The sequence below is a fragment of the Streptomonospora litoralis genome, assembly GCF_004323735.1.
GTDB lineage: Bacteria > Actinomycetota > Actinomycetes > Streptosporangiales > Streptosporangiaceae > Streptomonospora > Streptomonospora litoralis.
Genome location: NZ_CP036455.1, coordinates 4,930,537 through 4,955,179, shown reverse-complemented (window position 1 = coordinate 4,955,179; position 24,643 = coordinate 4,930,537). Strand labels below are relative to the sequence as shown.

Below are 24,643 nucleotides of genomic sequence, written 5' to 3'. Positions count from 1 at the left end.
CGCACGGCGCCGAGACACCGAGCAAGGGCAAACCGACCACTCAGAAAGGGGGTTCGCCGGATGGGGCTTGAGGAGAAGGTACCCAGCGGCATCATGCTGACGACGGTCGAGCAGGTCGTCGGCCTGATGCGCAAGAGTTCGATGTGGCCGGCCACGTTCGGGCTGGCCTGCTGCGCCATCGAGATGATGTCGGCGGGCGGACCGCACTACGACATGGCCCGGTACGGGATGGAGAAGTTCGGGGCCACACCGCGCCAGGCCGACCTGATGATCGTGGCCGGGCGCGTCAGCCAGAAGATGGCCCCCGTCCTGCGCCAGATCTACGACCAGATGCCCGAACCCAAGTGGGTCATCTCCATGGGCGTGTGCGCCTCCAGCGGCGGCATGTTCAACAACTACGCGATCGTGCAGGGCGTCGACCACATCGTGCCCGTCGACATGTACGTGCCGGGCTGCCCGCCGCGGCCGGAGATGCTCTTCGACGCGATCCTCAAGCTGCACGACAAGGTGCAGCACACCAAGCTCGGCGCGCACCGCAAGCGCGAGATCGAGGAAGAGGAGGAGCGCCGGCTGCGCCGCGAGCTGCCCCTGCTGGACCAGAGCGAGGTGGCCCGGCGGTGAGTCTCAACGGCAACGGAAACGGCCCCGACCGCCACGAAGGCGGCGGCGAGGACGACGCCGACCTGCCCGCCCGCGCCGGCGAGGAGCGGCTGAGCGCCCCCATCGCCCGCAGCGGCATGTTCGGCGCCAAAACCACCGGCGACACCTCCGGCTACGGCCGGCTGCTGCTGCGCAAGACGCCCCGCGCGGCCTCGCAGCGGCCCTTCACCGATCCCGACGACCCGCGCACCGCCTCCTTCGACACCGTGGCCGACGCGCTGGAGCGGGCCCTGGGCGCCGACGGCGCGCCGGGAACCGGCGCCGTCGAACGGGTGCTGGTCGACCGCGGCGAGATCACCTTCCACGTGCGCCGGGAGGACCTGCGCGAGGTCGCCCGGCTGCTGCGCGACGACCCCGAACTGCGCTTCGAGCTGTGCACGGGCGTGAGCGGCGTGCACTTCCCCGACGACTCCGGACGCGAGCTGCACGCCGTCTACCACCTGCGGTCGATCACCCACAACAACCAGATCCGCATCGAGACGGCCTGCCCCGACGCCGACCCGCACATTCCCTCCGTCGTGTCGGTCTATCCCACCAACGACTGGCACGAGCGCGAAGCCTGGGACTTCTTCGGGATCGTGTTCGACGGGCATCCCGGGCTGACCCGCATCGAGATGCCCGACGACTGGCACGGCCACCCGCAGCGCAAGGACTACCCGCTCGGCGGGATCCCCGTCGAATACCGCGGCGCAACCGTTCCGCCGCCGGACGAGCGGAGGTCATACCAATGACGAACGTCACCGAGGACTACATCGACGCCTCCGGCGGCGACTGGGAGGAGGTCATCGCCAGGGCGCAGGCCAGCGGAGCCGAGCGCCTCGTGGTCAACATGGGCCCCCAGCACCCCTCTACCCACGGCGTGCTGCGGCTCATCCTCACCCTCGACGGCGAGACCTGCACCGAGGCGCGGGTGGGCATCGGCTACCTGCACACCGGCATCGAGAAGAACATGGAGTTCCGGACGTGGACGCAGGGCACCACGTTCGTGACCCGCATGGACTACCTCACGCCGATGTTCAACGAGGTGGCCTACTGCCTCGCGGTGGAGCGGCTGCTGGACATCACCGACCGCATCCCCGAGCGCGCCGACATCATCCGGGTGATGATGATGGAGCTCAACCGGATGTCCTCGCACTTCGTGGCGATGGCGACGTTCGGCATGGAGTTGGGCGCCACCACCATCATGACCAACGGGTTCCGCGAGCGCGAGATGGTCCTCGACATCTTCGAGCTGATCACCGGCCTGCGGATGAACCACGGCTACATCCGCCCCGGCGGCGTCGCCCAGGACCTGCCCGACGGCGCCGAGGCGAAGATCCGCGAGCTGCTCAAGGAGATGCCCAAGCGCATCTCCCAGATGCGCAAGCTGCTGGACGCGAGCCCGCTCTACCTCGCCCGCACCCGCGACGTCGCGCACCTGGACCTCTCCGGCTGCATGTCGCTGGGCGTCACCGGGCCGATGCTGCGCGCCTCGGGCCTGGCCTGGGACCTGCGCAAGGCCAAGCCCTACTGCGGCTACGAGAACTACGAGTTCGACATCCCCGTTTCCGACGGCGGCGACGTCTACGCCCGCTACCGGGTCCGCATGGCCGAGCTGGAGCAGAGCCTGCGCATCGTCGAGCAGTGCCTGGACCGGCTGCGCCCCGGCCGGATCATGATCGACGACGCCAAGATCGGCTGGCCCGCCCGGCTGCAGCTGGGCGGCGACGGCCTGGGCAACTCGCCCGAGCACATCGCCCACATCATGGGCGGCTCCATGGAGGCGCTGATCCACCACTTCAAGATCGTCACCGAGGGCTTCCGTGTCCCGGCCGGCCAGGTCTACACCGCGGTGGAGAGCGCCAAGGGCGAGCTGGGCGCCCACGTCGTCAGCGACGGCGGCACCCGCCCCTACCGCGTGCACTTCCGCGACCCCTCCTTCACCCACCTGCAGGCGGTCGCGGCCATGTGCGAAGGCGGAACCGTCGCCGACGTGATCGCCGCCGTCGCCAGTATCGACCCCGTGATGGGAGGGGTGGACAGGTGAGCAGCACCTTTACCGACGAGGTCCGCGCGCGGCTGGAGGTCGACGCCAAGGAGATCATCGCCCGCTACCCGCGGGAGCGCTCGGCGCTGCTGCCGCTGCTGCACCTGGTGCAGGCCGAGGAGGGCTACGTCTCCACGGCCGGCATCCGGTTCTGCGCCGACCAGCTGGGCCTGACCACGGCCGAGGTAACCGCCGTGGCGACCTTCTACACCATGTACAAGCGCCGCCCAACCGGCGAGTACCACGTCGGGGTGTGCACCAACACGCTGTGCGCGGTCATGGGCGGCGACGAGATCCTCAAGACCGTCAAGGAGCACCTGGGCGTCGGAAACGACGAGGCCACCGAGGACGGCCGCGTCTCCGTCGAGCACGTCGAGTGCAACGCCGCCTGCGACTTCGCGCCGGTGGTGATGGTCAACTGGGAGTTCTTCGACAACCAGACCCCCGAGTCGGCCAAGCGGCTCGTCGACGACCTGCGGCTGGGCAACGACGTGCGGCCCACCCGCGGCCCCGAGCGGCTGTGCACCTTCAAGGAGGCCAGCCGCCTGCTCGCCGGGTTCTCCGACGGACACGGCGGCGAGGGCACCCAGGCCGGCGGGCCCTCGCTGGAAGGTCTGCGCCTGGCGCGCGAGCGCGGCTGGAGCGCCCCCGAGCCCGGCACCCCGGCCGGCGGCGACGCCGCCGCCGACGAAGGGAGCGCGAAGTGACCACGCTGACCCCGGTCCTCTCCGCCAACTGGGACCGCCCCGACTCCTTCACCCTGGAGGGCTACCGCGCCGACGGCGGCTACGAGGCGCTGCGCAGGGCGCTGACCATGGAGCCCGACACGCTCGTGGACCTGGTCAAAGCCTCCGGGCTGCGCGGCCGCGGCGGCGCCGGGTTCCCCACCGGAATGAAGTGGGGATTCCTGCCCGCGGACAACCCCAACCCGCGCTACCTCGTCGTCAACGCCGACGAGTCCGAACCGGGAACCTGCAAGGACGTGCCGCTGCTGCTGGCCAACCCGCACGTCCTCATCGAAGGTGTGGCGATCTCCGCCTACGCCATCCGCAGCTCCCAGGCGTTCATCTACGTCCGCGGCGAGGTGCTGCACGTCATCCGCCGCATCAAGCAGGCGGTCGAGGAGGCCCGCGAGGCCAACCTCATCGGCCCCGACGTGCTCGGCACCGGGTTCGACCTGGACGTGGTCGTGCACGCCGGCGCCGGGGCCTACATCTGCGGCGAGGAGACCGCGCTGCTGGACTCGCTGGAGGGCTACCGCGGCCAGCCGCGGCTCAAGCCGCCCTTCCCCGCTGTGGCCGGGCTCTACGCATCGCCGACGGTCGTCAACAACGTCGAGTCCATCGCCAGCGTCCCCGGCATCGTCCGCAACGGCGCCGAGTGGTTCACCTCCATGGGCACCGAGAAGTCCGCCGGCTTCGGCTTCTTCTCGCTCTCCGGCCACGTCGAACGGCCCGGCCAGTACGAGGCGCCGCTGGGCATCACGCTGCGCGAACTGCTGGACATGGCGGGCGGCGTCCGCAAGGGCCACGAGCTGAAGTTCTGGACGCCCGGCGGGTCCTCCACCCCCATCTTCACCGACGAGCACCTCGACACCCCGCTGGACTTCGAGTCGGTCGGTGCCGCCGGGTCGATGCTGGGCACCCGCGCGCTGCAGATCTTCGACGAGACCACCTGCGTCGTGCACGCCGTCGGCCGCTGGATCGAGTTCTACGCACACGAGTCCTGCGGCAAGTGCACACCCTGCCGCGAAGGCAACTACTGGATGGTGCAGGTGCTGGACCGCCTCGAACGCGGCGAAGGCACCGAGGCCGACCTGGAGAAGCTGCTGGACATCTGCGACAACCTGCTGGGCCGCGCCTTCTGCGCGCTCGGCGACGGTGCCGCCAGCCCGGTGATGTCCTCCATCAAGTACTTCCGCCAGGAGTACATCGACCACGTCACCCAGGGCGGCTGCCCGTTCGACCACCGCAAGTCGACGCTGTGGGCGGACAGCGGCAACCACGGCAGCGCGGCAGCGGCGCCGGCGGCGCCGGCAGGAGAGGAGGAGCAGTGACCGTCACGACCAACAGCGCCTCGGGCGGCACGCCCGCCGTGCCGCCGGAGGACCTCGTCACCGTCACCATCGACGGTTTCCAGATCCAGGTGCCCAAGGGCACCCTGGTCATCCGCGCCGCCGAACTGCTGGGCATCCAGATCCCGCGCTTCTGCGACCATCCGCTGCTGGACCCGGTGGGTGCCTGCCGCCAGTGCCTGGTGGAGGTCCCCGACGCCGGCAACGGCCGCGCCATGCCCAAGCCGCAGGCCTCCTGCACCATCTCGGTGATGGAGGGCATGGTCGTCAAGACCCAGCTCACCTCCGAGGTGGCGGACAAGGCCCAGCGCGGGATCATGGAGTTCCTGCTGATCAACCACCCGCTGGACTGCCCCGTCTGCGACAAGGGCGGCGAGTGCCCGCTGCAGAACCAGGCCATGTCCAACGGGGGCGGCGAGACCCGGTTCCTCGACCACAAGCGCACGTTCCCCAAGCCGATCGCGCTGTCCACGCAGGTGCTGCTGGACCGCGAGCGCTGCATCCAGTGCGCCCGCTGCACCCGCTTCTCCGCGCAGATCGCCGGCGACCCATTCATCGAGCTGCTGGAGCGCGGCGCCGACGAGCAGGTCGGCATCGCCGAGGGCGAGCCGTTCCAGTCCTACTTCTCCGGCAACACGGTGCAGATCTGCCCGGTGGGCGCGCTCACCGGCGCGGCCTACCGGTTCCGCTCCCGGCCCTTCGACCTGGTCAGCACGCCCAGCATCTGCGAGCACTGCTCCGCCGGCTGCGCCCAGCGCACCGACCACCGGCGCGGCAAGGTCACCCGCCGCCTGGCCGGCGACGACCCCGAGGTCAACGAGGAGTGGAACTGCGACAAGGGCCGGTGGGCCTTCAAGTACGCCACCCAGCCCGACCGGCTGAGCCGGCCGCTGGTGCGCGACGAGGACAGCCGCGCCCTGGAGACCGCGTCCTGGCCGGAGGCCGTGACCCTCGCCGCCCGCGGTCTGGCGCAGGCCCGCGACCGCGGCGGTCGCGTCGGCGTCCTCACCGGCGGGCGGCTGACGCTGGAGGACGCCTACGCTTACGCCAAGTTCGCCCGCGTGGCGCTGCACACCAACAGCGTCGACATGCGGGCCCGGCCCAACACCGAGGAGGAGGCCGACTTCCTCGCCGCCCGCGTCGCCGGCACCGGCCTCGGCGTCACCTACTCCGACCTGGAGACCGCCCCGGCGGTGCTGCTGGCCGGTTTCGACCCCGAGGACGAGTCGCCGGTGGTGTTCCTGCGGCTGCGCAAGGCGCACCGCAAGAACGGCACGCAGGTGTTCTCCGTGGCCTCCCACGAAGCCCGCGGCCTGACCAAGGCCGGCGGGCGGCTGATCCCGGCCGCACCCGGCGCCGAGCCCGATGTCTTCGACGAGCTGGGCACCCTCGACTCCGCCGCGCTGGAGGCGCTGCGGCAGCGGGGCGCGATCATCCTGGCCGGTGAGCGGCTGGGCGCGGTGCCCGGTGCGCTGTCCTCGCTCACGCGGCTGGCCGACCGCACCGGCGCGCGCCTGGCATGGGTGCCGCGCCGGGCCGGCGAGCGCGGCGCGGCCGACGCCGGCGCGCTGCCCAACCTGCTGCCCGGCGGCCGCCCGGTCGCCGACGCCACCGCCCGAGCCGAGGTCGCCCGCACCTGGGGAGTGGGCTCGCTGCCCGAGCGCGAGGGCCGCTCCACCGCCGAGATCGTCGAGGCGGCCGCGTCCGGAGAGCTGGAGGCGCTGGTGATCGCCGGCGTCGAACTCGACGACCTGCCCGACCCCGCCGCCGCTCGCTCCGCGCTGGCCCGCGTGCCCTTCATCCTCAGTGTGGAGATGCGCGCGGGCGACGTCACCGACCGCGCCGACGTGGTGCTGCCGGTGGCCGCCGTCGCCGAGAAGAGCGGCACCTTCGTCGACTGGGAGGGCCGGCGCCGCCCCTTCGGCGCCGCGCTGAAGAAGCCCGGCATGCTCTCGGACCTGCGGGTGCTCTCCGCGGTGGCCGACGCGATGGACGTGCACCTGGGCCTGCCCGACGACGCGGCCGCCGTGCGCGAACTCGACGAGCTGGGCGCGTGGGCGGGCGAGCGCGTGCCCGACCCGCTGACCCGCCCGGCGCAGCGCCCCGAACCCGGCAAGGGTGAGGCGGTGCTGTCGACCTGGCGCCAGCTGCTGGGCCGCGGCCGCATGGAGGACGGCGAGCCCTATCTGGCCGGTACCGCCCGTCCGGCCCTGGCCCGCGTCTCGGCCGCCACCGCCGCCGAGATCGGCCTGTCCGACGGCGCCCGGCTGCGCGTAGCCGGCCCCGGCGGCGCGGTGAGCGTGCCCGCCGTCGTCACCGCGATGCCGGACAGGGTCGTCTGGCTGCCGGAGAACGCCCAGGACTGCGACGTCCACCGCGACCTGGGCGCCGCCGTCGGCGCGGTGGTCTCGCTCAGCCCGGACGGCGGGACGAGCGCGGCGGCCGCCGACACCAACACCAACACCGACGTCGAAGCCAAGATGACCGCGACGAGTGCGGGGAGCGACCTGTGACTACGACCGCGCTGGCCGGCGCGGCGGTGCCGGTGGCAGCCGAGGCCGACCTGGACGCCTTCGGCACCGACCCCTGGTGGATCACGCTGATCAAGGCGTTGGTGATCTTCGTCTTCCTGATGGTCTGCGTGCTGATGATGATCATGGCCGACCGCAAGGTCATGGGCCGCATGCAGCAGCGCCACGGCCCCAACCGCTTCGGCCCGCTGGGACTGCTGCAGTCCCTGGCCGACGGGGTGAAGCTGTCGCTGAAGGAGGACGTGATCCCGCGCGGCGTGGACCGGCCGATCTACATCGCCGCCCCGATGATCGCCGCGGTGCCCGCGTTCATGGCGTTCTCGGTCATCCCGATCGGTCCCGAAGTGAACATGTTCGGGGTGCAGACCCCGCTACAGCTGACCGACCTGCCCATCGCCGCACTTGTGGTGCTGGGCACCGCGGCCATCGGCGTCTACGGGATCGTGCTGGGCGGCTGGGCCTCCCAGTCGCCGTACGCGCTGCTGGGCGGTCTGCGGGCCTCGGCCCAGGTCATCAGCTACGAGATCGCGATGGGCCTGTCCGTGGTCGCGGTGTTCATGCTCTCGGGCACGCTGACCACCTCGGGCATCGTCGAGGCGCAGCAGCCGCTGTGGTTCGCGGTGATCCTGGCGCCGTCGTTCCTGATCTACCTGGTGACGATGGTCGGCGAGACCAACCGACTGCCCTTCGACCTCGCCGAGGGCGAGGGCGAGCTGGTCGGCGGGTTCATGACCGAGTACGGGTCGATGAAGTTCACCATGTTCTTCCTCGCCGAGTACGTGAACATGGTGACCGTCGCCGCCGTCTCGGTGACGTTCTTCCTCGGCGGCTACCTCGCCCCGCCGCCGCTCACCGCGTTCTGGCCCGGCGCCGCCGAAGGCTACTGGCCCGTCCTGTGGTGGCTGCTCAAGTTCATGTTCGTCATGTTCCTGTTCATCTGGCTGCGCGGTTCGGTGCCGCGGATCCGCTACGACCAGCTCATGGCGCTCGGCTGGAAGATCCTCATCCCCGTGCAGCTGGTGTGGATCACCGCCGTGGCCCTGGTGCGCATCCTCATCAACGAGGGTGCCCCCGCCTGGGTGATCGCCGCGGTGGTGGCCGCCTTCACGGTGCTGACCGTGGCGGTGCTGGCCGCCTGGGCGCGCTCGACGCGGCGCAGGCGCGCCGCCGAGTCCGCCGAGCGCCGGGAGGAGATGCGGCGCATGCGCGACGACCCCGCCTACGGAGGATTCCCCGTGCCACCGTCCAGCGCACCCCACTACGGCAGCAGCGTGCCGGCCGAGGGGCCCCGCTACGCCCCCCGTGCCCCCGACGACAAGCGTGAGGAGGTTACCGGTGCTTGACTGGCTCAACCCCGTCAAAGGGTTCGGCGTCACCTTCCACACCATGTTCAAGAAGGTGCCGACCACCAACTACCCCGAGGTCAAGCGCGCGACGGCGCCCCGCTTCCACGGCCGGCACCAGCTCAACCGCTGGGCCGACGGTCTGGAGAAGTGCATCGGGTGCGAGCTGTGCGCCTGGGCCTGCCCGGCCGACGCCATCTACGTGGAGGGCGGCGACAACACCGAGGAGGAGCGCTACTCCCCGGGAGAGCGCTACGGGCGCGTCTACCAGATCAACTACCTGCGGTGCATCCTGTGCGGACTCTGCGTCGAGGCGTGCCCCACCCGGGCGCTGACCATGACCAACGAGTACGAGATCTCCGACGACGAGCGCGAGAGCCTCATCTGGACAAAGGAGCAGCTGCTCGCGCCGCTGCTGGAGGACATGGAGGCCCCGCCGCACCCCATGCGGCTGGGCGACACCCAGGAGGAGTACTACCGGAGCGGCGTCGCCACTCCGGCCGAGGCCACAGTGCCGCTCCGGCCCGAGGGTGAGGAGAGCGCGTGAACGCCGACATCCTCACCGGCGCCTCCGCGGCGCCGGGCAGCTCCATCGGCGGCGGTGAGGCCGCCGTCTTCTGGATCCTGGGCACCGTGGTCGTCCTCGGCGCCATCGGCGTGGTCTTCAGCCGCAAGGCCGTGCACTCGGCCGTCATGATGGCCCTGGTCATGCTCGGCCTGGCCGTCTTCTACGGCATGAACCAGGCGCCGTTCCTGATGATCGTGCAGATCGTCGTCTACACCGGCGCGGTGCTGATGCTGTTCCTGTTCGTGCTGATGCTGGTCGGCGTCAGCTCGGCGGACTCGCTGGTGGAGACCCTGCGCGGGCAGCGGGTGCTGACCGCGGTGGTGGCGTTGTGCTTCCTCGGCGCGCTGACTCTGGGCCTGACCCGCATCACCGCCGTCGAGCCCCTCGGCCTGGGCGCCGGCATCGCGGCGGCGGGCGGCAGCGTGCCCTGGATCGCCGCCGAGGTGATCTACCGCTACATCATCGCCTTCGAGGCCACCGGCGCGCTGCTGATCACCGCGGTGCTCGGCGCCCTCGTGCTGGCCCACGTGAACCGACTGAAGAAGAAGCGCACCCAGCGCGAGCAGTCGCGCGAGCGCATCCGCAGCGAGCACCCCACGCCGCTGCCCGGGCCCGGGACCTACGCGCGGCACAACGCCATCGACATGCCCGCGCTGCTGCCCGACGGATCGGTCTCGGAACTGTCGCTGAACCCCGTGCTGACCGCACGCGACCCCAGCCTGCAGTCGGGGGTGCCCGAAGACTTCCGGTTGGGCTCCATCCCCGCTTTCGGCGCCGCCTCCGACTCGGCGGGCTCCAAGGAGGCCGACCCGCTGGGCGCTGGGCCGGGCGAAGACGAGCCCGGCGGCGAAGGCCCCGCGGAGCACGACGCCGCGGCCGCCCGCGACGGCAACGGCGACGCCAACGGACAGGAGGCCGAGCGCACATGGACCCGATGAACTACATCGTGCTGGCCGCGATCGTGTTCACGATCGGAGCCATCGGCGTGCTGGTGCGGCGCAACGCCATCATCGTGTTCATGTGCGTGGAGCTCATGCTCAACGCCTGCAACCTGGCGTTCGTCGCCTTCGCCCGCATGCTCGGCGACATCGAGGGCCAGGTGATCGCGTTCTTCGTGATGATCGTGGCCGCGGCCGAGGTCGTCGTGGGCCTGGCGATCATCATGCAGATCTTCCGGACCCGCAGGTCGGCGTCGCTCGATGACGCCAATCTGCTCAAGCACTAGAAGGCGACGTGGCTGTGTCTGAGATAACCCTCGCCGCCGAGCAGCACGGGACCGCTGTCACCTCCGAGGCCAGCGGGGCGATCCTGGCCAACTCCTGGTTGCTGATCGCGTTTCCGCTGGTCGGCGCCGCCATCCTGCTGATCGGCGGCCGGCGCACCGACGGCTGGGGCCACTGGTTGGGTACCGCCCTGCCGCTGGCGAGCTTCGGCTGGGCGATGGCGGCCCTGTTCGAGATCCTGGGCCGCGCCGCCGCGGAGCGCAGCTTCTCGGTGCCCGTCTACACCTGGTTCTCGGTGGGCGGCTTCGACGCCGAGGTCTCGCTGCTGCTGGATCCCCTGTCGATCAGCTTCGCGCTGCTGATCACCGGTGTCGGCTCGCTCATCCACATCTACTCGGTGGGCTACATGGCTCACGACGAGCGGCGGCGCCGGTTCTTCGGCTACCTGAACCTGTTCGTCGCGGCGATGCTGGTCCTCGTGCTCGCCGACAACTTCGTGCTGCTGTTCCTGGGCTGGGAGGGCGTCGGTCTGGCCTCCTACCTGCTGATCGGGTTCTGGCAGCACAAGGACTCGGCGGCGGTCGCCGCCAAGAAGGCGTTCCTGGTCAACCGCGTCGGCGACATGGGCCTGCTGATCGCCGTCATGCTGATGTTCACGACCTTCGGCACGGTCGCCTTCAGCGGCGTCTTCGGCGCCGTCGGCGAGGCCGGCCAGGGGGTGGTGACCGCGATCGGCCTGCTGCTGCTCCTGGGCGCCTGCGGCAAGTCCGCCCAGCTGCCGCTGCAGTCCTGGCTGCTGGACGCGATGGAGGGCCCCACACCGGTCTCCGCGCTCATCCACGCCGCGACCATGGTCACCGCGGGCGTCTACCTGATCGTGCGCGCGGGCCCGGTCTTCGAGGCCGCCCCCGCCGCGCAGGCGACCGTCGCCGTCGTCGGCGCCGCGACCCTGCTGGCGGGTGCGGTCATCGGGTGCGCCAAGGACGACATCAAGAAGGCCCTGGCCGGCTCCACCATGAGCCAGATCGGCTACATGACGCTGGCCGCGGGCCTGGGACCCGTCGGCTACGCCGCGGCCATCGCCCACCTGATCACGCACGGCTTCTTCAAGGCCGGCCTGTTCCTCGGCGCCGGCTCGGTGATGCACGGCATGAACGACGAGGTGGACATGCGCCGCTTCGGCGGTCTGCGCAAGGCGATGCCGATCACCTTCGCCACCTTCGGGCTGGGCTACCTGGCCATCATCGGGTTCCCCCTGCTGTCGGGCTGGTGGACCAAGGAGGGCATCATCGAGGCCGCGTTCTCCAGCGGAGGCGCCTTCGGCACGACGCTGGGCGTGGCCGCGCTGGTGGGTGCCGGGCTGACCGCGTTCTACATGACGCGGGTGATGATCCTGACGTTCTTCGGCGAGCGCCGCTGGGCCGAGGGTGCGCACCCGCACGAGTCGCCCGCCTCCATGACCGCGCCGATGATCGTGCTGGCCGCCGGATCGGTGTTCCTGGGCGCCGTCCTGGTGTTCGGCTACCGCTTCGCCCACTTCCTGGAGCCCGCCGTCGGCGCGCCCGAGGAGGCGCACGAGTTCAGCCTCGTGCACATGCTCACCAGCGTGCCGAGCCTGGCGGCGCTGGGGATGCTGGCGGGCGGCGCCGCAGTCGCCTGGTTCATGTACGGCCGCCGCGAGGTGCCCGCCACCGCGCCGCGGCCGGGCTGGGTCACCGCCTTCGCCCGCAACGAGCTCTACGGCAACGCCCTCAACGAGGGGCTGTTCATGCGTCCCGGACGGGCCCTCGCCGCGGCGCTGTCGGCCTTCGACCGCACAGTCGTCGACGGGCTGGTCTACGGGGTCGCCGCGAGCGTGCGCGACAGCTCCCGGGGGCTGCGCGGCGCGCAGACGGGATTCGCCCGTACCTACGCGCTGACGATGCTGTTCGGCGCCGCCATCGTCGTCGCAACGCTGGCTGTGAGGATCTAGATGACCGACTTCCCCTGGCTCACCCTCGCCATCGCGCTGCCCGCCCTGGGCGCGCTCGCGGTGGCGCTGCTCCCGCGTGAGCGGATCGAGACGGCCAAGCGGGCGACCCTGGGCGTCACCGTCGCGACCCTGCTGGTGGTTGCGGCGATGGCGGCGCAGTTCGCCCCCGGCGGCGAACGGCTGCAGTTCACCGAGGTCTACCCGTGGATCCCGCGGTTCGGCGTCAACTACGCGGTCGGCGTCGACGGCATCGCGCTGGTACTGATCCTGATGTCGGTGGTGCTGGTGCCTTTGGTGGTGCTGGCGGCCTGGCGGGAGAACGACGACGCACCCGACGGCGGCAAGGGCTACTTCGCGCTCATCCTCGCCCTCGAAGCGATGATGATCGGCGTGTTCGCGGCCACCGACGTCTTCCTGTTCTACGTCTTCTTCGAGGCCATGCTGATCCCGGTCTACTTCATGATCGGGCGCTACGGCCGCGGGGACGAGCGCCGGGCCGCGGCGATCAAGTTCCTGCTGTACAGCCTGCTGGGCGGGCTGCTGATGCTGGCGGCGCTCATCGGCGTCTACGTCTACGGCGACACGTTCCTGTGGAGCGAGCTCGTGGGCGACTCGGGCGCCCTGGCCGGGATCGACCCGACCGCGGCGCGCTGGCTGTTCCTCGGGTTCTTCGTGGCCTTCGCCGTCAAGGCGCCGATGTGGCCGGTGCACACCTGGCTGCCCACGGCCGCCGGCTCCTCCCGGCCGGGCACCGCGGTGCTGCTGGTGGGCGTGCTGGACAAGGTCGGCACCTACGGCATGCTGCGCTACTGCCTGGAGATGTTCCCCGGTGCGGCCACCTGGTTCATCTGGCCGGTGGTGGTGCTCAGCCTGGTCAGCATCGTCTACGGCGCGATCCTGGCGATCGCGCAGAGCGACATGATGCGGCTGATCGCCTACACCTCGGTGTCGCACTTCGGCTTCATCACCCTGGGCGTGTTCGTCATGACCTCCCAGGGCCAGTCCGGCGCGGCGCTGTACATGGTCAACCACGGCTTCGCCACCGGCGCGCTGTTCCTGGTGGTCGGCTTCCTCGTCGCCCGGCAGGGTTCCACGGCGATCGCCGACTACCGGGGCGTGCAGACCAAGGCTCCGGTGCTGGCCGGGATGTTCCTGGTCTCCGGCCTGGCGGGGCTGGCGCTGCCGGGGCTCTCGCCGTTCGTCAGCGAGTTCCTGGTGTTCATCGGGACCTACGCCTTCCACCCGGTTCCGGCGATCATCGCGTCCATCGGAGTGGTGCTGGCCGCGCTCTACATCCTGTGGATGTACCAGCGCACCATGACCGGCCCCCTGCCCGAGAGCATGGCGCGGCTGCGCGACCTGTCGCGCAGGGAGACCCTGGCGGTCGCGCCGCTGGTCGCGCTGCTGATCGTCTTCGGCGTCTACCCCCAGCCGCTGCTGGACGTGATCAACCCCGCGGTCGAGGCGACCATGGAGTCCGTCGGCGCCACCGACCCCGCACCGGCGGTCGGCCACGCCGAGGCCGGGGGCGGGCACGGTGAAGGCACGTCGGGCGGACATGAAGGAGAGCACGAGTGAGTCCGACGAGCGAGCGGAGTGGGCGGTGCCGATGCGAAGCCCGTGTGTACCGTCCGCGCAGCGTGCGAGAAGCGGCGAACGAGTCTAGGAGGCACCGCTGATGCTGACTTCTGCGCAGATGATGGTGGCGGCTCCCACCATCACGGAGAATCCGCCGCAGATCGACTACTGGCTGCTTTCGCCGATGCTGGTGGTATTCGGCGCCGCGGTCATCGGCGTGCTGATCGAGGCGTTCGTGCCCACGGCACGCCGCCGCCCGCTTCAGCTCGGCCTGGCACTCGCGGCGGTGGCCGCGGCGTTCGTGCTCACCATTTTGATCACCGGCTCCCTGCCCTCCGATGCGGCGGGCGTGCCGATCGCGTTCGGCAGCGTCGCCGTCGACCGGGTCTCGGTGTTCCTGTGGGGCACGGTGCTCGTGCTCGGGTTCGTCAGCCTGCTGCTGATCGCGGAGAACCGCCGCGGTGAGAGCTCGTTCGCCGCGCAGGCGGCGGCGGTGCCCGGCAGCGAGGAGGAGCGCGAGCACGTGCTCGCCGGCTCCCAGCACACCGAGGTCTACCCGCTGGTGCTGTTCGCGCTGCTGGGCATGCAGCTGTTCCCCGCGGCCGGGGACTTCCTGACGATGTTCATCGCGCTGGAGGTCATGAGCCTGCCGCTGTACCTGCTCTGCGGGCTCGCGCGGCGCCGCCGGCTGTTCTCCCAGGAGGCGGCCGTGAAGTACTTCCTGCTCGGGGCGTTCTCCTCGGCGTTCTTCCTGTTCGGGATCGCCATGGTCTACGGCTACGCCGGATCGGTGAACTTCGGCGAGGTCGCGCGCGCCGTCGAGCAGGGCGGCGGCCCGCTGTTCGCCGACGGCGGCGGACGGCCGCTGCTGCTGCTCGGCGTCGGGCTGGTCGCCGTCGGCCTGCTGTTCAAGGTCGGCGCGGTCCCCTTCCACAACTGGAAGCCCGACGTCTACCAGGGCGCGCCCACTCCCATCACGGCGCTGATGGCCTCATGCACCCTGGTCGCCGCCTTCGGGGCACTGCTGCGGGTGTTCTTCGTGCCCTTCGGGCCGACGGCCGCCGATTGGGCGCCGATGCTGTGGGTGGTCTCCATCCTCACCATGGTGCTCGCGGCGGTGATCGCGGTGACCCAGCGGGACGTCAAGCGGCTGCTGGCCTACTCCTCGGTGGTCCACGCCGGATTCGTGCTGACGGCGGTCGTCGCCGCCAGCCCCGAGGGTCTGGCGGGCGCCATGTTCTACCTGGCCGCCTACGGTTTCACCACCATCGGCGCATTCGCCGTGGTCACCCTGGTGCGCACGCACGAGAACGGCCCCGAGGCCAACGAGCTGTCGCAGTGGGCGGGTCTGGGCCGCACCTCGCCGCTGCTGGCCGGCGCGCTCGGGCTGTTCCTGCTCGCGTTCGCCGGCATCCCCCTGACGAGCGGTTTCATCGGCAAGTTCGCGGTGTTCCAGGCCGCCATGGCGGCGGGGGCGACCCCCCTGGTGGTGGTCGGTGTGCTCAGCAGCGCGGTGACGGCGTTCTTCTACGTGCGGATCATCGTGCTGATGTTCTTCGCCGAGCCCGCCGACGGCGGACCGACCGTGGTGCGGGCCGGTGCGTTCACCGGTTCGGCGATCGCGATCGGGGTAGCGGCCACGTTCCTGCTCGGCGTTTTCCCCTCGCCGGTTCTGGACAACCTCCTTCCTCAGCCGGGGCAGGAGCAGAGCGAATCCCTGCTCGCGACCGCGGAGGGGGCCGCAGAGTAGCCGGGGGGACCCGGTGGGTGCCTTTGGCCGCCGAATCCGGGTCAGATAACTTGGCTAGTCGGTTTTGTTCATCCCGAGAGCGCGCGATACGTCCGATTCCGGAGGTATCGCGCGCCTGCTGACGTGTGGAGCTTCCAGGTGAGCGGTGCTGTACCGAGCGATTTCCTCGCTCTGCCGAGTATCGACGCGGGTCTCGCCAAGGAGGTCCAGGAGGCTCTGGACCACGTCGAGGAGTTGCTGCGCGAGACGGTCTCGGCCAGCGACCCCCTGCTCACCGAGGCCGCCTCGCATCTGCTGTCGGCGGGCGGCAAGCGGTTCCGGGCGACCCTGGTGCTGCTCGCCTCCCACTTCGGCGACTCCACGGCACCCGAGCTGGTGCGCGCGGCCGCCGTGGTGGAGCTCACACACGTCGCCACGCTCTACCACGACGACGTGATGGACGAGGCCGAACTGCGGCGCGGCGAGCCCAGCGCCAACCAGCGGTGGGGCAACAGCGTCGCCATCCTCACCGGCGACTACGTCTTCGCGCGCGCCTCGGAGATCCTGGCCGACCTGGGTACCGAAGCGGTGCGGATGCAGGCGCGTACCTTCGGCCGCCTCGTGCAGGGCCAGATCCTGGAGACCGCCGGGCCCCAGGAGGGCACCGATCCGCTGGAGCACTACCTGCGGGTGGTCTCGGACAAGACCGCCTCGCTCATCGCCTCCTCGGCGGAGTTCGGCGCGATGTTCGGCCGGGCCGGGGACGAGGCCACCCGCGCCATCACCCGCGCCTGCGACGCTCTGGGCACGGCCTTCCAGCTCGCCGACGACATCCTCGACGTCGCGGGCGACCCCGGCGAGTCGGGCAAGGTGCCCGGCACGGACCTGCGCGAGGGTGTGCTGACGCTGCCGATGCTCTATGCGCTGCGGCCCGCGCAGCCCCGCTCGGCGGCGGACGCCCGGCTGCGCGAGCTGCTGGGCCGCCCGCTGGACGACGCGCGGACCGAGGAGGCCCTGGGCCTGCTGCGCGCCCACCCGGCGATGGAGGAGGCGCGGGCCACCACCCGCGAGTGGGCCGACCGTGCGCGCAGCGAGCTGGTGACACTGCCGGGCGGACCCACGCGCGAGGCGTTCGAGGCGCTGTGCGACTACGTCGTGCGGCGCACCGGCTGAGACGGAGCGCCCTGGGCGGCCCGTGCGGCGCCCGCTGTGCCCACGGCGCCGCCGCTTGCTGTCGCGGCGACCCGGGTAAAGGCCGTACACCGAATCGGTCATCACCGGGCAATGTCCCCATTCGCGGTCGCATGCCCCCATTCACCTGCGGGAATCTGGCGACTGGCGGCCCCGCTGCCGAGCGCACCGGGGCCACTCTGACACGTCTTGGGCGATACGGGGGGAAGTGAGTCGCCGTGGCATCGCAGATGGGGACCCAGCAACTGATAGGCCACCGACTGGTCGACAGGGACGGCGCGTCCGTCGGCAAGATCGGCCAGGTCTTCTACGACGACCAGACCGACGCGGCGAAGTGGATCACCGTGCGCATCGGCCTGTTCGGTTCACGCGAGAACCTGGTGCCGCTGGTGGGCGCCGAGATGGTCTACGACGCGCTGCAGGTGCCCTGGTCCCGGAACAAGATCAAGGGCGCACCGAGCTTCGACGTCGACCAGCACATCTCCGTGGAACAGGAGGACCGGGTATACCGGCACTACGGCCTCGACCCGGAGATCCCGGGCCAGCGCGTCCCGGAGCGGTCTCCGCGGCCGCGCGGCCGCCACGCCCGGCCCGAACCCGAGGAGCAGGCGGACCGCGTCGCTCCGGGCGGCGATCCGCGGCGGGATGAGGCGCCGCGCCAACAGATCTGGGAGCCGGGCGGCGGCTCCCCGCAGCCCCAGCAGGGCGGCGGGCGCGGTATCTGAAGAGCTGCGGCGGCGGGCTGCGGCCCGCGGCCCGGGCGGATCGGCCGCGGACTCCCGAGGCGCGGCCGGTTCGCCGGGGCACGCAGCGCGGCGCCCTACCGCGCCTCACGCGACGGGTTCGTCCGGATCCGGCCACTTGGCGGCCTTGTGCGCGGATCGGGGAGCCGCACGTCCGCCTCGCGGGGACCGGGCCGCACCGGAGGGCGCAGCCTCGCCGCCGGGTGTGCGCCGGGCGGTGCGGAGCATGTCGGTGACGAACACCACGAGGGCGAGCCACACGATCGCGAAGCCGACCCACCGGCTGGCCGGCATCGGCTCCTCGAACACCAGCCAGGCGAACAGGAACTGCATCACCGGCACGATGAACTGCAGCAGGCCCAGCATGCTCAGGGGCACGCGGCGGGCGGCGGCGCCGAAGGCCAGCAGCGGCAGCGCGGTCACCACGCCCGAGCCCACCAGCGCGGCGGTGTGCCAGGGCGACTCCGCGGTGAACGTGCCCGATCCGCCGACCTGCAGGAACGCGATGTAGCCGGCGGCCGGCACGAACAGCAGCAGGGTCTCCACCGCCAGGCTCTCCACACCGTCCAGCCCGGCGGTCTTCTTCAGCGCGCCGTAGGTGGCGAACGAGCAGGCCATGCCCAGCGACAGCCACGGCACACCGCCGTAGGCCACGCTGAGCACCGCCACGGCCACCGCGCCCAGCGCCACCGCGGCGACCTGCGCGCGGCGCAGCCGTTCGGCGAACAGCAGCACCCCCACTAGCACGCTCACCAGCGGGTTGATGAAGTACCCGAGCGCGGCCTGGCTGGTCTGCCCGCTGTTGACGGTGTAGACGAACAGGCCCCAGTTCACCGAGATCACCGCGGCGGCACCGGCCAGCATCGCGAGCTGGCGGGGGCGGCGCAGCACGGGCAGCAGCCACCGCCAGTGCGCGCGCAGCGCCAGCAGGGCGAGCACGGTGAACAGCGACCACACCATGCGGTGCGCGATCACCTCGGTCGCGCCGGCGGCCGAGACGAGCGGCCAGTAGAGGGTGGACAGGCCCCACATCAGGTAGGCGCCGGCTCCCAGGAGCACGCCGCGGTTGGATTCAGGCACGGGCGCAAGGGTAAGCCAGAATTCATCCTATGAGTACCGGATTTCCGGGCGGTTCAGCGGGCTCGGGCCCTGGCCGTCCGGGGCGCCGCGGGTAGCCTGGAGGCATGTTCGGCAAGCAGATGAGCATGGTCACTCCGGAGCAGGCCCTGCCGGGCCGCGACACACCTATGCCGGTGCCCGAGCGCCACGAGGTACTCGGCACACCGCTGGCCCCGCCCTACCCCGAAGGCAGCGAGATCGCCGATTTCGGCATGGGATGCTTCTGGGGCGTCGAACGCGGGTTCTGGGAGATCGGCGCCGGCAACGGCGTCATCACCACCGCGGTCGGCTACGCCGGCGGCTACACGCCCAACCCCGCCTACGAGGAGGTGTGCAGCGGGCGCACGGGCCACACCGAGGCCGTGCGCGTGGTCTTCGACCCCCGCACCATCTCCTACACCGACCTGCTCAAGGTCTTCTGGGAGGGCCACGACCCCACCCAGGGCATGCGCCAGGGCAACGACATCGGCACCCAGTACCGGTCGGCGATCTTCTACCACGACGAGGCCCAGAAGGCGGCCGCCGAGTCCTCCCGCGACGCCTTCCAGCAGGTGCTCAGCGCCGCCGGGCACGGCGCCGTCACCACCGAGATCGCCCCGGCGGGCCCGTTCTACTTCGCCGAGGACTACCACCAGCAGTACCTATCCGACGCCAAGAACCCCAACGGCTACTGCGGCGTCGGCGGAACGGGCGCCACCTGCCCGGTGGGCGTGGCCCGTACGGCCGGATAGCACAGGAGTACATCCGGGCGGCCCCTGGTGGCGTTCGTGGAGAGTCGCTGCGCCTTGCCGTCCTCGGCGCGTAATCTGTACGTGGCGAGCCCCGAGCGGGGAGTCTCGGAATTTCCCGGGGGCGTGCCGCGTATCCGCCAAGGCCGGAGGGTGAGGAGGACGATGACTGCTGAGCCCGCGGACTCCGGTGAGCCGGATCCGGTTGTGGGGCGCGACCTGGCCGGGTACGTGCTGGTCCCCGCCGCATGGGTGGAGCACTACGAAGACCTGGTCGACGGCGCCGAGATCGATCGCGTGAAGGAAGACATCCGAGCGGGACGCGATGAGATGGTCCCGTTCCGGGTGGAGGACTACGGGTGAGCCGGTACACGATCGAGATCTCCGTGTCGGCTCGGAAAATGCTGCGTAAGCTCGACGTTCCGGTGCGAAAGCGCGTCGTGGCGGCGATCGCGGATCTTGCCGACAATCCCCGCCCGGATGGTTGCAAGAAGCTTCAAGGCCGATCGGAATATCGCGTCCGCGTCGGGGACTACCGTGTGCTCTACGACATCAACGACTCGCGGATCAGAGTCGAGGTTGTTGCGGTCGGACACCGCCGCGAGATCTACGGCCGCTGAGGACGCTGTGTACTCCCATTCTGACTGGCGTGACCTGCGAGACGAGCGCATGGCCGAGCCTGGGGCCTCGGATGCCTACGCGGCTGCGCGGTTCGCCCACAAGTTGCAGCATGTCGTTCGCGGCTCACAACGAGCCGCCCGCGCGGTTGGTGCGCACGATCAGGTAGACGAGGTAGGGCGCGCCCAGGACTCCGGTGACCACTCCGACGGGGTAGCGGGTGCCGAGGGCGTACTGGCCGACGAAGTCGGCTACCAGCACCAGGAGTGCGCCGACCAGGGCGGCCGGAACCAGCAGGGAGCCGTTCGGGCCGACCATGCGCGCCGCGATCGGGCCGGATAGGAACGCGACGAACGCGATCGGCCCGGCGGACGCCGTCGCGAACGCGATGAGCCCTACCGCCCCGACGACCGCGACCAGCCGCGTGCGGTCCACGCGCACGCCCAGCGCCGCCGCCGTCTCGTCACCCAGCTGGAGAATGGACAGGTCGGTCGACTTGTACAGCAGCAGAGGCCCGGCCACGAGCAGCGCGGCGACGACCGGCACGGCCTCAGCCCAGGTGGCGCCGTTGAGACTGCCCGTCAGCCACCTCATCGCCTCCTGCAGGTCCCACTGGGCGGCCTGGTCGAGGATGTAGGTGGTGACGCTGTCGAGCATCGCGGCTATGGCGATCCCGATCAGGATGAGGCGGGTACCGGAGACCCCGCTCTTGAACGACAGCGCGTAGACGAGCAATGCGACCGCCAGCCCGGCCGCGACCGCGAAGACCGCGACCGCGGTCTCCGTCAGGGAGAGCACCACGATCGCGAAGGTCGCCGCCGTGCCGGCTCCCGCGCTGATTCCGATGATGTCCGGGCTGGCGAGGGGGTTGCGCAGCATGGTCTGGAAGGTGACCCCGGAGAGCCCGAAGCACAGCCCCGCCGCGACGGCCAGTACGGCCCGCGGCAGCCGCAACCGCCCGACGGTGAACGACGCGCCCGGGACATCCTCACCGAGAGCGACCCGCACGACATCGCCGATCGGGTAGAAGGTCCGTCCGAACATCAGGCTCGCCGCGAACACGAGCACGATGAGGACGGCGAGAACGGCGATGACGATGCGCCGCCGGCGTGCGCGCTGCCGACGACCGCGGGCGGCGCCCTCAAGGGCGGAGACGCGGCTCTCGGTGACGGTCACAGGCCACGCACCTTCTGCCGGCGGACGATGTAGATGAAGAACGGGGCACCGAGCAGGGCGGTCACGATTCCCACGTCGACCTCGGCGGGGCGCGCCGCGATCCGGCCGACCACGTCGGCCGCGAGCAGCAGCACCGCCCCGCCCAGCGCCGAGAACGGGAGCAGCCACCGGTGGCCGGTACCGCCGAGCAGTCGGCACACGTGCGGCACCACGAGCCCGACGAAGGCGATCGGCCCGGTGGCGGCGGTCGTCGCGCCGCACAGCACGACCGCGCCCAGGGACGACGCGGCCCGCGCGGCCGCCACGTGCGCACCCAGCCCGGCGGCGAGTTCGTCGCCGAGCGCGAGCAGGTCCAGCCCGCGGGCCGACAGCAGGCACAGGGCCAGGCCCACGGCGAGGAACGGCGCCACGTGCCCGATGGCCTCGAACGAACCGCCACCCACTCCGCCGATCTGCCAGGAGCGGGCCCCGTCGGCGATGTCGCCGCGCGGTAGCACCACCGCGGTGATCAGCGACGCCAGAGCGGCGGAGGTCGCCGCCCCGGCCAGTGCGAGTTTCAGCGGGGTCGCGCCGCCCCTCCCCAGGGAACCGACCACGTAGACGAACACGGCGGTCACGCCCGCCCCGAAGATGGCCGTCCAGGCGTAGTCGGCCGCCGAGGTCAGGCCGAAGTAGGCGAGACCGGTGACCACGGCGAGCGAGGCGCCCATGTTCACCCCCAGAATCCCGGGATCGGCCAGCGGATTGCGCGTCACCCCCTGCATGACCGCCCCCGAGACGCCCAGCGCCGCGCCCGCGAGAAGCGCGAGCACGGTCCGGGGGATCCGCTTGGCGACCGCCGCCTGGTCGAACCCTTCCGGTGAACCGTCGAAGGCCGCGACCACGGCACTCCACGGCACGTCGCGCGAACCGACCGCGACGGAGGTGCCCGCCAGGGCGACCAGAGCGGCGACCACGGCCAGCAGCCAGAGGAGTCTGCCCAGCCGCGGGCGCCACCGCACAGCGGCGGTACCCGCGGGGGAGTGCGGTCGGGGCGCCGTCACCGTCACTGTGCGGCGCCGGCGGCTTCGTCCAGCAGGGCCAGGTAGTCGTCGAGGACCCAGGAGATCGACAGGGGAGTGGGGTTCGCGGCCGTGCCGAGGGGGTCGTCCGAGGGGAGGTTGACGACGGAACCGTTCTCCACCGCCGGCATCTGCGACAGCAGCGGGTCGTCTTCGAGGCTCCGCACCAGCTCGTCGCCGCCGTAGGTGACGATGATGTCGACATCGTCGAACGTGTCGGCCCGCTCGGCGCTGCGGGTGAGGGAGAACTTGTCGGTCTCGGCAGAGGCGCTCGCGACGCTCTCGGGAGTCTGCATGCCGAGGTCGTCGAAGAACATGGCGCGGGTGTCGTGCGCGGTGTAGAAGCTGACCTCGCTCAGGTCGGTGGTGTCGACGTGCGTCAGGAACATCGCCGACCGGCCCTCGATTCGCGGATGCTCGGCGGCCGCCTCCTCGATGTCCTGTTCGAGGTCGGCGATCAGGTCGTCGCCTTCCTCGGCCATGCCCAGGGCCTTGCTGTTCAGCTCGATCATCTCGCGCCACGGCGTCCCCCAAGCGGTCTTCGGGTAGGCGACGACGGGGGCGATCTCGCTCAGCGTGTCGTAGTCCTCCCGGGTGAGTCCGGAGTAGGCGGCGAGGATCACGTCCGGTCGGGTGTCCGCGACGGCCTCGAAGTCGATGCCGTCGGTCTCGTCGAACAGCACCGGCGTCTCGGCGTCGAGCTCCGTGAGCTTCTCCTCGACCCAGGGGAGGACGCCGTCGCCGTCGTCGTCGCCGAAGTTCGCCGCGGCCATGCCCACCGGCACCACACCGAGGGCCAGCGGGACCTCGTGGTTGGCCCAGTTCACCGTGGCGACGCGCTCAGGCTCGGCGTCGATGGTCGTGGTGCCGAAGGCGTGCTCGACGGTCACGGTCGTCCAGCCGTCCGCCCCTGAGCCGGAGCCCCCGGTCTGCTGGGCGGAGGGGGACGACGAGCATGCGGCGAGTGGGACGGTCAGCAGTGCGGCGGTGGCGAGCGCCACCAGCCGTGAAACGCGGGCCATGGTTTCCTTCCGGTTGTGCCGGCCGTGCGGGCTCCGCCGCGGCGGAGCGAGGCCGCGGTCGCCCCCGCATCGCCTGCAGTGCAGCGGCGCCCTGCCCCTGCTCGGGGCCGGTCGGCCGGGGCGCACCGATGCGCTGCCGCCCACGACGGGCATACCGCGAGGCCGCATCGGATACATCGATTGACGGTTAGGTTTGCCTAACCGAATTTAGGGTCGGCTGGCCAGGCACGCAATCGCGTAAATCAGACTCGTTTGTCGCGAAACGGACAACGTGCGTGACGATGCGGGAGGGGGCGCAACTCGTGGGACCGGCGGTGGAGGCGGCTGCGGGGCGTCCCCCGCGAAGGTCACTGCGAACGGAAGCGCCCCGGACTCATCCCCGTGATCCGCCGGAACGCCGCGCCGAACGCGCTCGCCGAGTGGTAACCCACGCGCGCCGCGACGTCGTCTATGCCCTCTCCTCGCGCGAGTAGCGCGACCGCGTGCTGCACGCGCGCCGTGGCCAGCCACCGGCTGAATCCCGCACCGGTCTCGGCGCGGAACGCCCGGGTGAGGGTGCGCGAGCTCACACCGAGCCGCGCCGCCCAGCCCGCCAGCGTCGTGGGGTCGGCGGGATCGTCGCGCACGGCGGCGAAGATGGGCGCCAGCAGCGCGGACTCGGGTATCCGCAGGGACAGTTCGTGCTGGGCGGGACCGAGCAGGTCGAGCACCATCGCCTCGGTCCGCGTCCGCTCACCCGCGCCGAGGCCCGCAGCGTCGAGGCGGTCGAGCAGGAGCCGCAGTAGCGGTGTGACCTCGACCGCGACCGGCCCCTCGGATATCGCCGGCGCAGCGCGGACGCCGAACTGGGCCGCGCGGTGCCGCGTACCCGCGGGCGTCCAGCCGGAATGGCGGGTGCCCGCCGGGATCCACAGCCCGGCCGCCGGGGTGATCGTCCAGATCCGCCTGCCGATCGTCGCCGATGAGGCCCCGCTCTCGTTCCAGAGCAGCTCGTGCGTCGGATGCGCGTGCTCGTCCCAGAACGTGTCCCGCGGGATGATCTCGGCGCTGGTCGCCACGGCGAACGGCACATCGATCTCACCGGCGGCGTAGAGCGGAAGCCTCCGCCGGTCGGCGTCGGTGGGCTGCGGCGACGGCCGCCCGGCGGCGTGCGCTCGGGCGGCCGGACCCGTCCGGATGTCTCGCATGGCCACGTCATAAGGTTAGGCAACCGGCGGGGGGTGACCGGACGCGGCAGCGGGAATCCCGTTCCCCGGGCGCAAGCACGAGCGGGCGGCCCGG

Annotated in this window: 23 protein-coding genes; 18 read left to right on the top strand and 5 right to left on the bottom strand. The window is 71.2% G+C overall.

Going from position 1 to position 24,643, the window contains the following annotated elements; translation table 11 throughout:
* Positions 1 to 60: 60 nt before the first annotated feature.
* From EKD16_RS20920 to EKD16_RS20850, 15 genes are all read left to right on the top strand, one after another.
* Positions 61 to 621 carry a NuoB/complex I 20 kDa subunit family protein gene (locus tag EKD16_RS20920; RefSeq protein WP_131100652.1) on the top strand — a complete coding sequence of 187 codons (561 nt, stop codon included), beginning with the start codon at positions 61 to 63 and terminating at the stop codon, positions 619 to 621.
* Complete coding sequence (locus EKD16_RS20915) at positions 618 to 1,391, top strand: NADH-quinone oxidoreductase subunit C (RefSeq protein WP_131100650.1); 774 nt, start codon at positions 618 to 620, stop codon at positions 1,389 to 1,391. The genes EKD16_RS20920 and EKD16_RS20915 overlap by 4 nt, the downstream gene beginning before the upstream one ends.
* Entirely contained in the window at positions 1,388 to 2,686 is a 1,299-nt protein-coding gene (locus EKD16_RS20910; RefSeq protein ID WP_131100648.1) for an NADH-quinone oxidoreductase subunit D, read from the top strand. Before EKD16_RS20915 ends, EKD16_RS20910 begins: the two co-directional genes overlap by 4 nt.
* On the top strand, positions 2,683 to 3,393 hold the full coding sequence (nuoE, locus tag EKD16_RS20905; protein WP_131100646.1) for an NADH-quinone oxidoreductase subunit NuoE: 711 nt from the start codon (positions 2,683 to 2,685) through the stop codon (positions 3,391 to 3,393). Before EKD16_RS20910 ends, nuoE begins: the two co-directional genes overlap by 4 nt.
* Complete coding sequence (gene nuoF / locus EKD16_RS20900; protein ID WP_131100644.1) at positions 3,390 to 4,742, top strand: NADH-quinone oxidoreductase subunit NuoF; 1,353 nt, start codon at positions 3,390 to 3,392, stop codon at positions 4,740 to 4,742. The genes nuoE and nuoF overlap by 4 nt, the downstream gene beginning before the upstream one ends.
* Positions 4,739 to 7,273 carry an NADH-quinone oxidoreductase subunit G gene (locus tag EKD16_RS20895; RefSeq protein ID WP_131100642.1) on the top strand — a complete coding sequence of 845 codons (2,535 nt, stop codon included), beginning with the start codon at positions 4,739 to 4,741 and terminating at the stop codon, positions 7,271 to 7,273. The genes nuoF and EKD16_RS20895 overlap by 4 nt, the downstream gene beginning before the upstream one ends.
* Positions 7,270 to 8,634, top strand: coding sequence for an NADH-quinone oxidoreductase subunit NuoH (gene nuoH / locus EKD16_RS20890; protein WP_131100640.1), 1,365 nt, complete (start codon positions 7,270 to 7,272; stop codon positions 8,632 to 8,634). Before EKD16_RS20895 ends, nuoH begins: the two co-directional genes overlap by 4 nt.
* Positions 8,627 to 9,181: an NADH-quinone oxidoreductase subunit NuoI gene (gene nuoI, locus EKD16_RS20885; RefSeq protein ID WP_131100639.1), complete on the top strand. Its 555-nt coding sequence runs from the start codon at positions 8,627 to 8,629 to the stop codon at positions 9,179 to 9,181. The genes nuoH and nuoI overlap by 8 nt, the downstream gene beginning before the upstream one ends.
* Positions 9,178 to 10,140: an NADH-quinone oxidoreductase subunit J gene (locus tag EKD16_RS20880; RefSeq protein ID WP_131100637.1), complete on the top strand. Its 963-nt coding sequence runs from the start codon at positions 9,178 to 9,180 to the stop codon at positions 10,138 to 10,140. The genes nuoI and EKD16_RS20880 overlap by 4 nt, the downstream gene beginning before the upstream one ends.
* Positions 10,128 to 10,427: an NADH-quinone oxidoreductase subunit NuoK gene (gene nuoK / locus EKD16_RS20875; RefSeq protein WP_040275013.1), complete on the top strand. Its 300-nt coding sequence runs from the start codon at positions 10,128 to 10,130 to the stop codon at positions 10,425 to 10,427. The genes EKD16_RS20880 and nuoK overlap by 13 nt, the downstream gene beginning before the upstream one ends.
* Positions 10,428 to 10,441: 14 nt before the next feature.
* Positions 10,442 to 12,397, top strand: a complete 1,956-nt coding sequence (gene nuoL, locus EKD16_RS20870) for an NADH-quinone oxidoreductase subunit L (protein WP_207391363.1) — start codon at positions 10,442 to 10,444, stop codon at positions 12,395 to 12,397.
* Positions 12,398 to 13,975 carry an NADH-quinone oxidoreductase subunit M gene (locus EKD16_RS20865; RefSeq protein WP_131100635.1) on the top strand — a complete coding sequence of 526 codons (1,578 nt, stop codon included), beginning with the start codon at positions 12,398 to 12,400 and terminating at the stop codon, positions 13,973 to 13,975.
* Between the two features lie 100 nt (positions 13,976 to 14,075).
* A complete protein-coding gene (gene nuoN, locus EKD16_RS20860) occupies positions 14,076 to 15,725 on the top strand; it encodes an NADH-quinone oxidoreductase subunit NuoN (protein WP_131100633.1) in 1,650 nt (549 codons plus the stop codon).
* Between the two features lie 138 nt (positions 15,726 to 15,863).
* Positions 15,864 to 16,877, top strand: a complete 1,014-nt coding sequence (locus EKD16_RS20855) for a polyprenyl synthetase family protein (RefSeq protein WP_131100632.1) — start codon at positions 15,864 to 15,866, stop codon at positions 16,875 to 16,877.
* Positions 16,878 to 17,113: 236 nt separating this feature from the next.
* Positions 17,114 to 17,620 (top strand): PRC-barrel domain-containing protein, encoded by a 507-nt coding sequence (locus EKD16_RS20850; RefSeq protein ID WP_242677093.1) that lies wholly within the window; start codon positions 17,114 to 17,116, stop codon positions 17,618 to 17,620.
* 105 nt (positions 17,621 to 17,725) lie between these two features.
* Here EKD16_RS20850 and rarD read toward each other — a convergent pair whose 3' ends face one another.
* A complete protein-coding gene (rarD, locus tag EKD16_RS20845; protein WP_131100630.1) occupies positions 17,726 to 18,718 on the bottom strand; it encodes an EamA family transporter RarD in 993 nt (330 codons plus the stop codon).
* A gap of 104 nt (positions 18,719 to 18,822) precedes the next feature.
* Between rarD and msrA the strand changes: the two genes are divergently transcribed.
* The 3 genes from msrA (at position 18,823) to EKD16_RS20830 (ending at position 20,105) form a co-directional block, all read left to right on the top strand.
* Positions 18,823 to 19,488 carry a peptide-methionine (S)-S-oxide reductase MsrA gene (gene msrA / locus EKD16_RS20840; protein WP_131100627.1) on the top strand — a complete coding sequence of 222 codons (666 nt, stop codon included), beginning with the start codon at positions 18,823 to 18,825 and terminating at the stop codon, positions 19,486 to 19,488.
* A gap of 162 nt (positions 19,489 to 19,650) precedes the next feature.
* Positions 19,651 to 19,848, top strand: a complete 198-nt coding sequence (locus tag EKD16_RS20835; protein ID WP_131100625.1) for a hypothetical protein — start codon at positions 19,651 to 19,653, stop codon at positions 19,846 to 19,848.
* The gene (locus tag EKD16_RS20830) at positions 19,845 to 20,105 is read left to right on the top strand and encodes a type II toxin-antitoxin system RelE family toxin (RefSeq protein ID WP_131100622.1); all 261 of its coding nucleotides are present in this window, start codon (positions 19,845 to 19,847) and stop codon (positions 20,103 to 20,105) included. The genes EKD16_RS20835 and EKD16_RS20830 overlap by 4 nt, the downstream gene beginning before the upstream one ends.
* 124 nt (positions 20,106 to 20,229) lie before the next feature.
* Here the strand turns inward: EKD16_RS20830 and EKD16_RS20825 are convergent, their stop codons facing one another.
* The 4 genes from EKD16_RS20825 to EKD16_RS20810 form a co-directional block, all read right to left on the bottom strand.
* Positions 20,230 to 21,279, bottom strand: coding sequence for a FecCD family ABC transporter permease (locus EKD16_RS20825; RefSeq protein WP_131100619.1), 1,050 nt, complete (start codon positions 21,277 to 21,279; stop codon positions 20,230 to 20,232).
* Complete coding sequence (locus EKD16_RS20820) at positions 21,276 to 22,328, bottom strand: FecCD family ABC transporter permease (protein WP_131100616.1); 1,053 nt, start codon at positions 22,326 to 22,328, stop codon at positions 21,276 to 21,278. Before EKD16_RS20820 ends, EKD16_RS20825 begins: the two co-directional genes overlap by 4 nt.
* Positions 22,325 to 23,362: an iron-siderophore ABC transporter substrate-binding protein gene (locus EKD16_RS20815; protein ID WP_131100613.1), complete on the bottom strand. Its 1,038-nt coding sequence runs from the start codon at positions 23,360 to 23,362 to the stop codon at positions 22,325 to 22,327. The genes EKD16_RS20820 and EKD16_RS20815 overlap by 4 nt, the downstream gene beginning before the upstream one ends.
* 347 nt (positions 23,363 to 23,709) lie before the next feature.
* Complete coding sequence (locus EKD16_RS20810; RefSeq protein ID WP_131102830.1) at positions 23,710 to 24,549, bottom strand: helix-turn-helix transcriptional regulator; 840 nt, start codon at positions 24,547 to 24,549, stop codon at positions 23,710 to 23,712.
* Positions 24,550 to 24,643 lie beyond the last annotated feature (94 nt).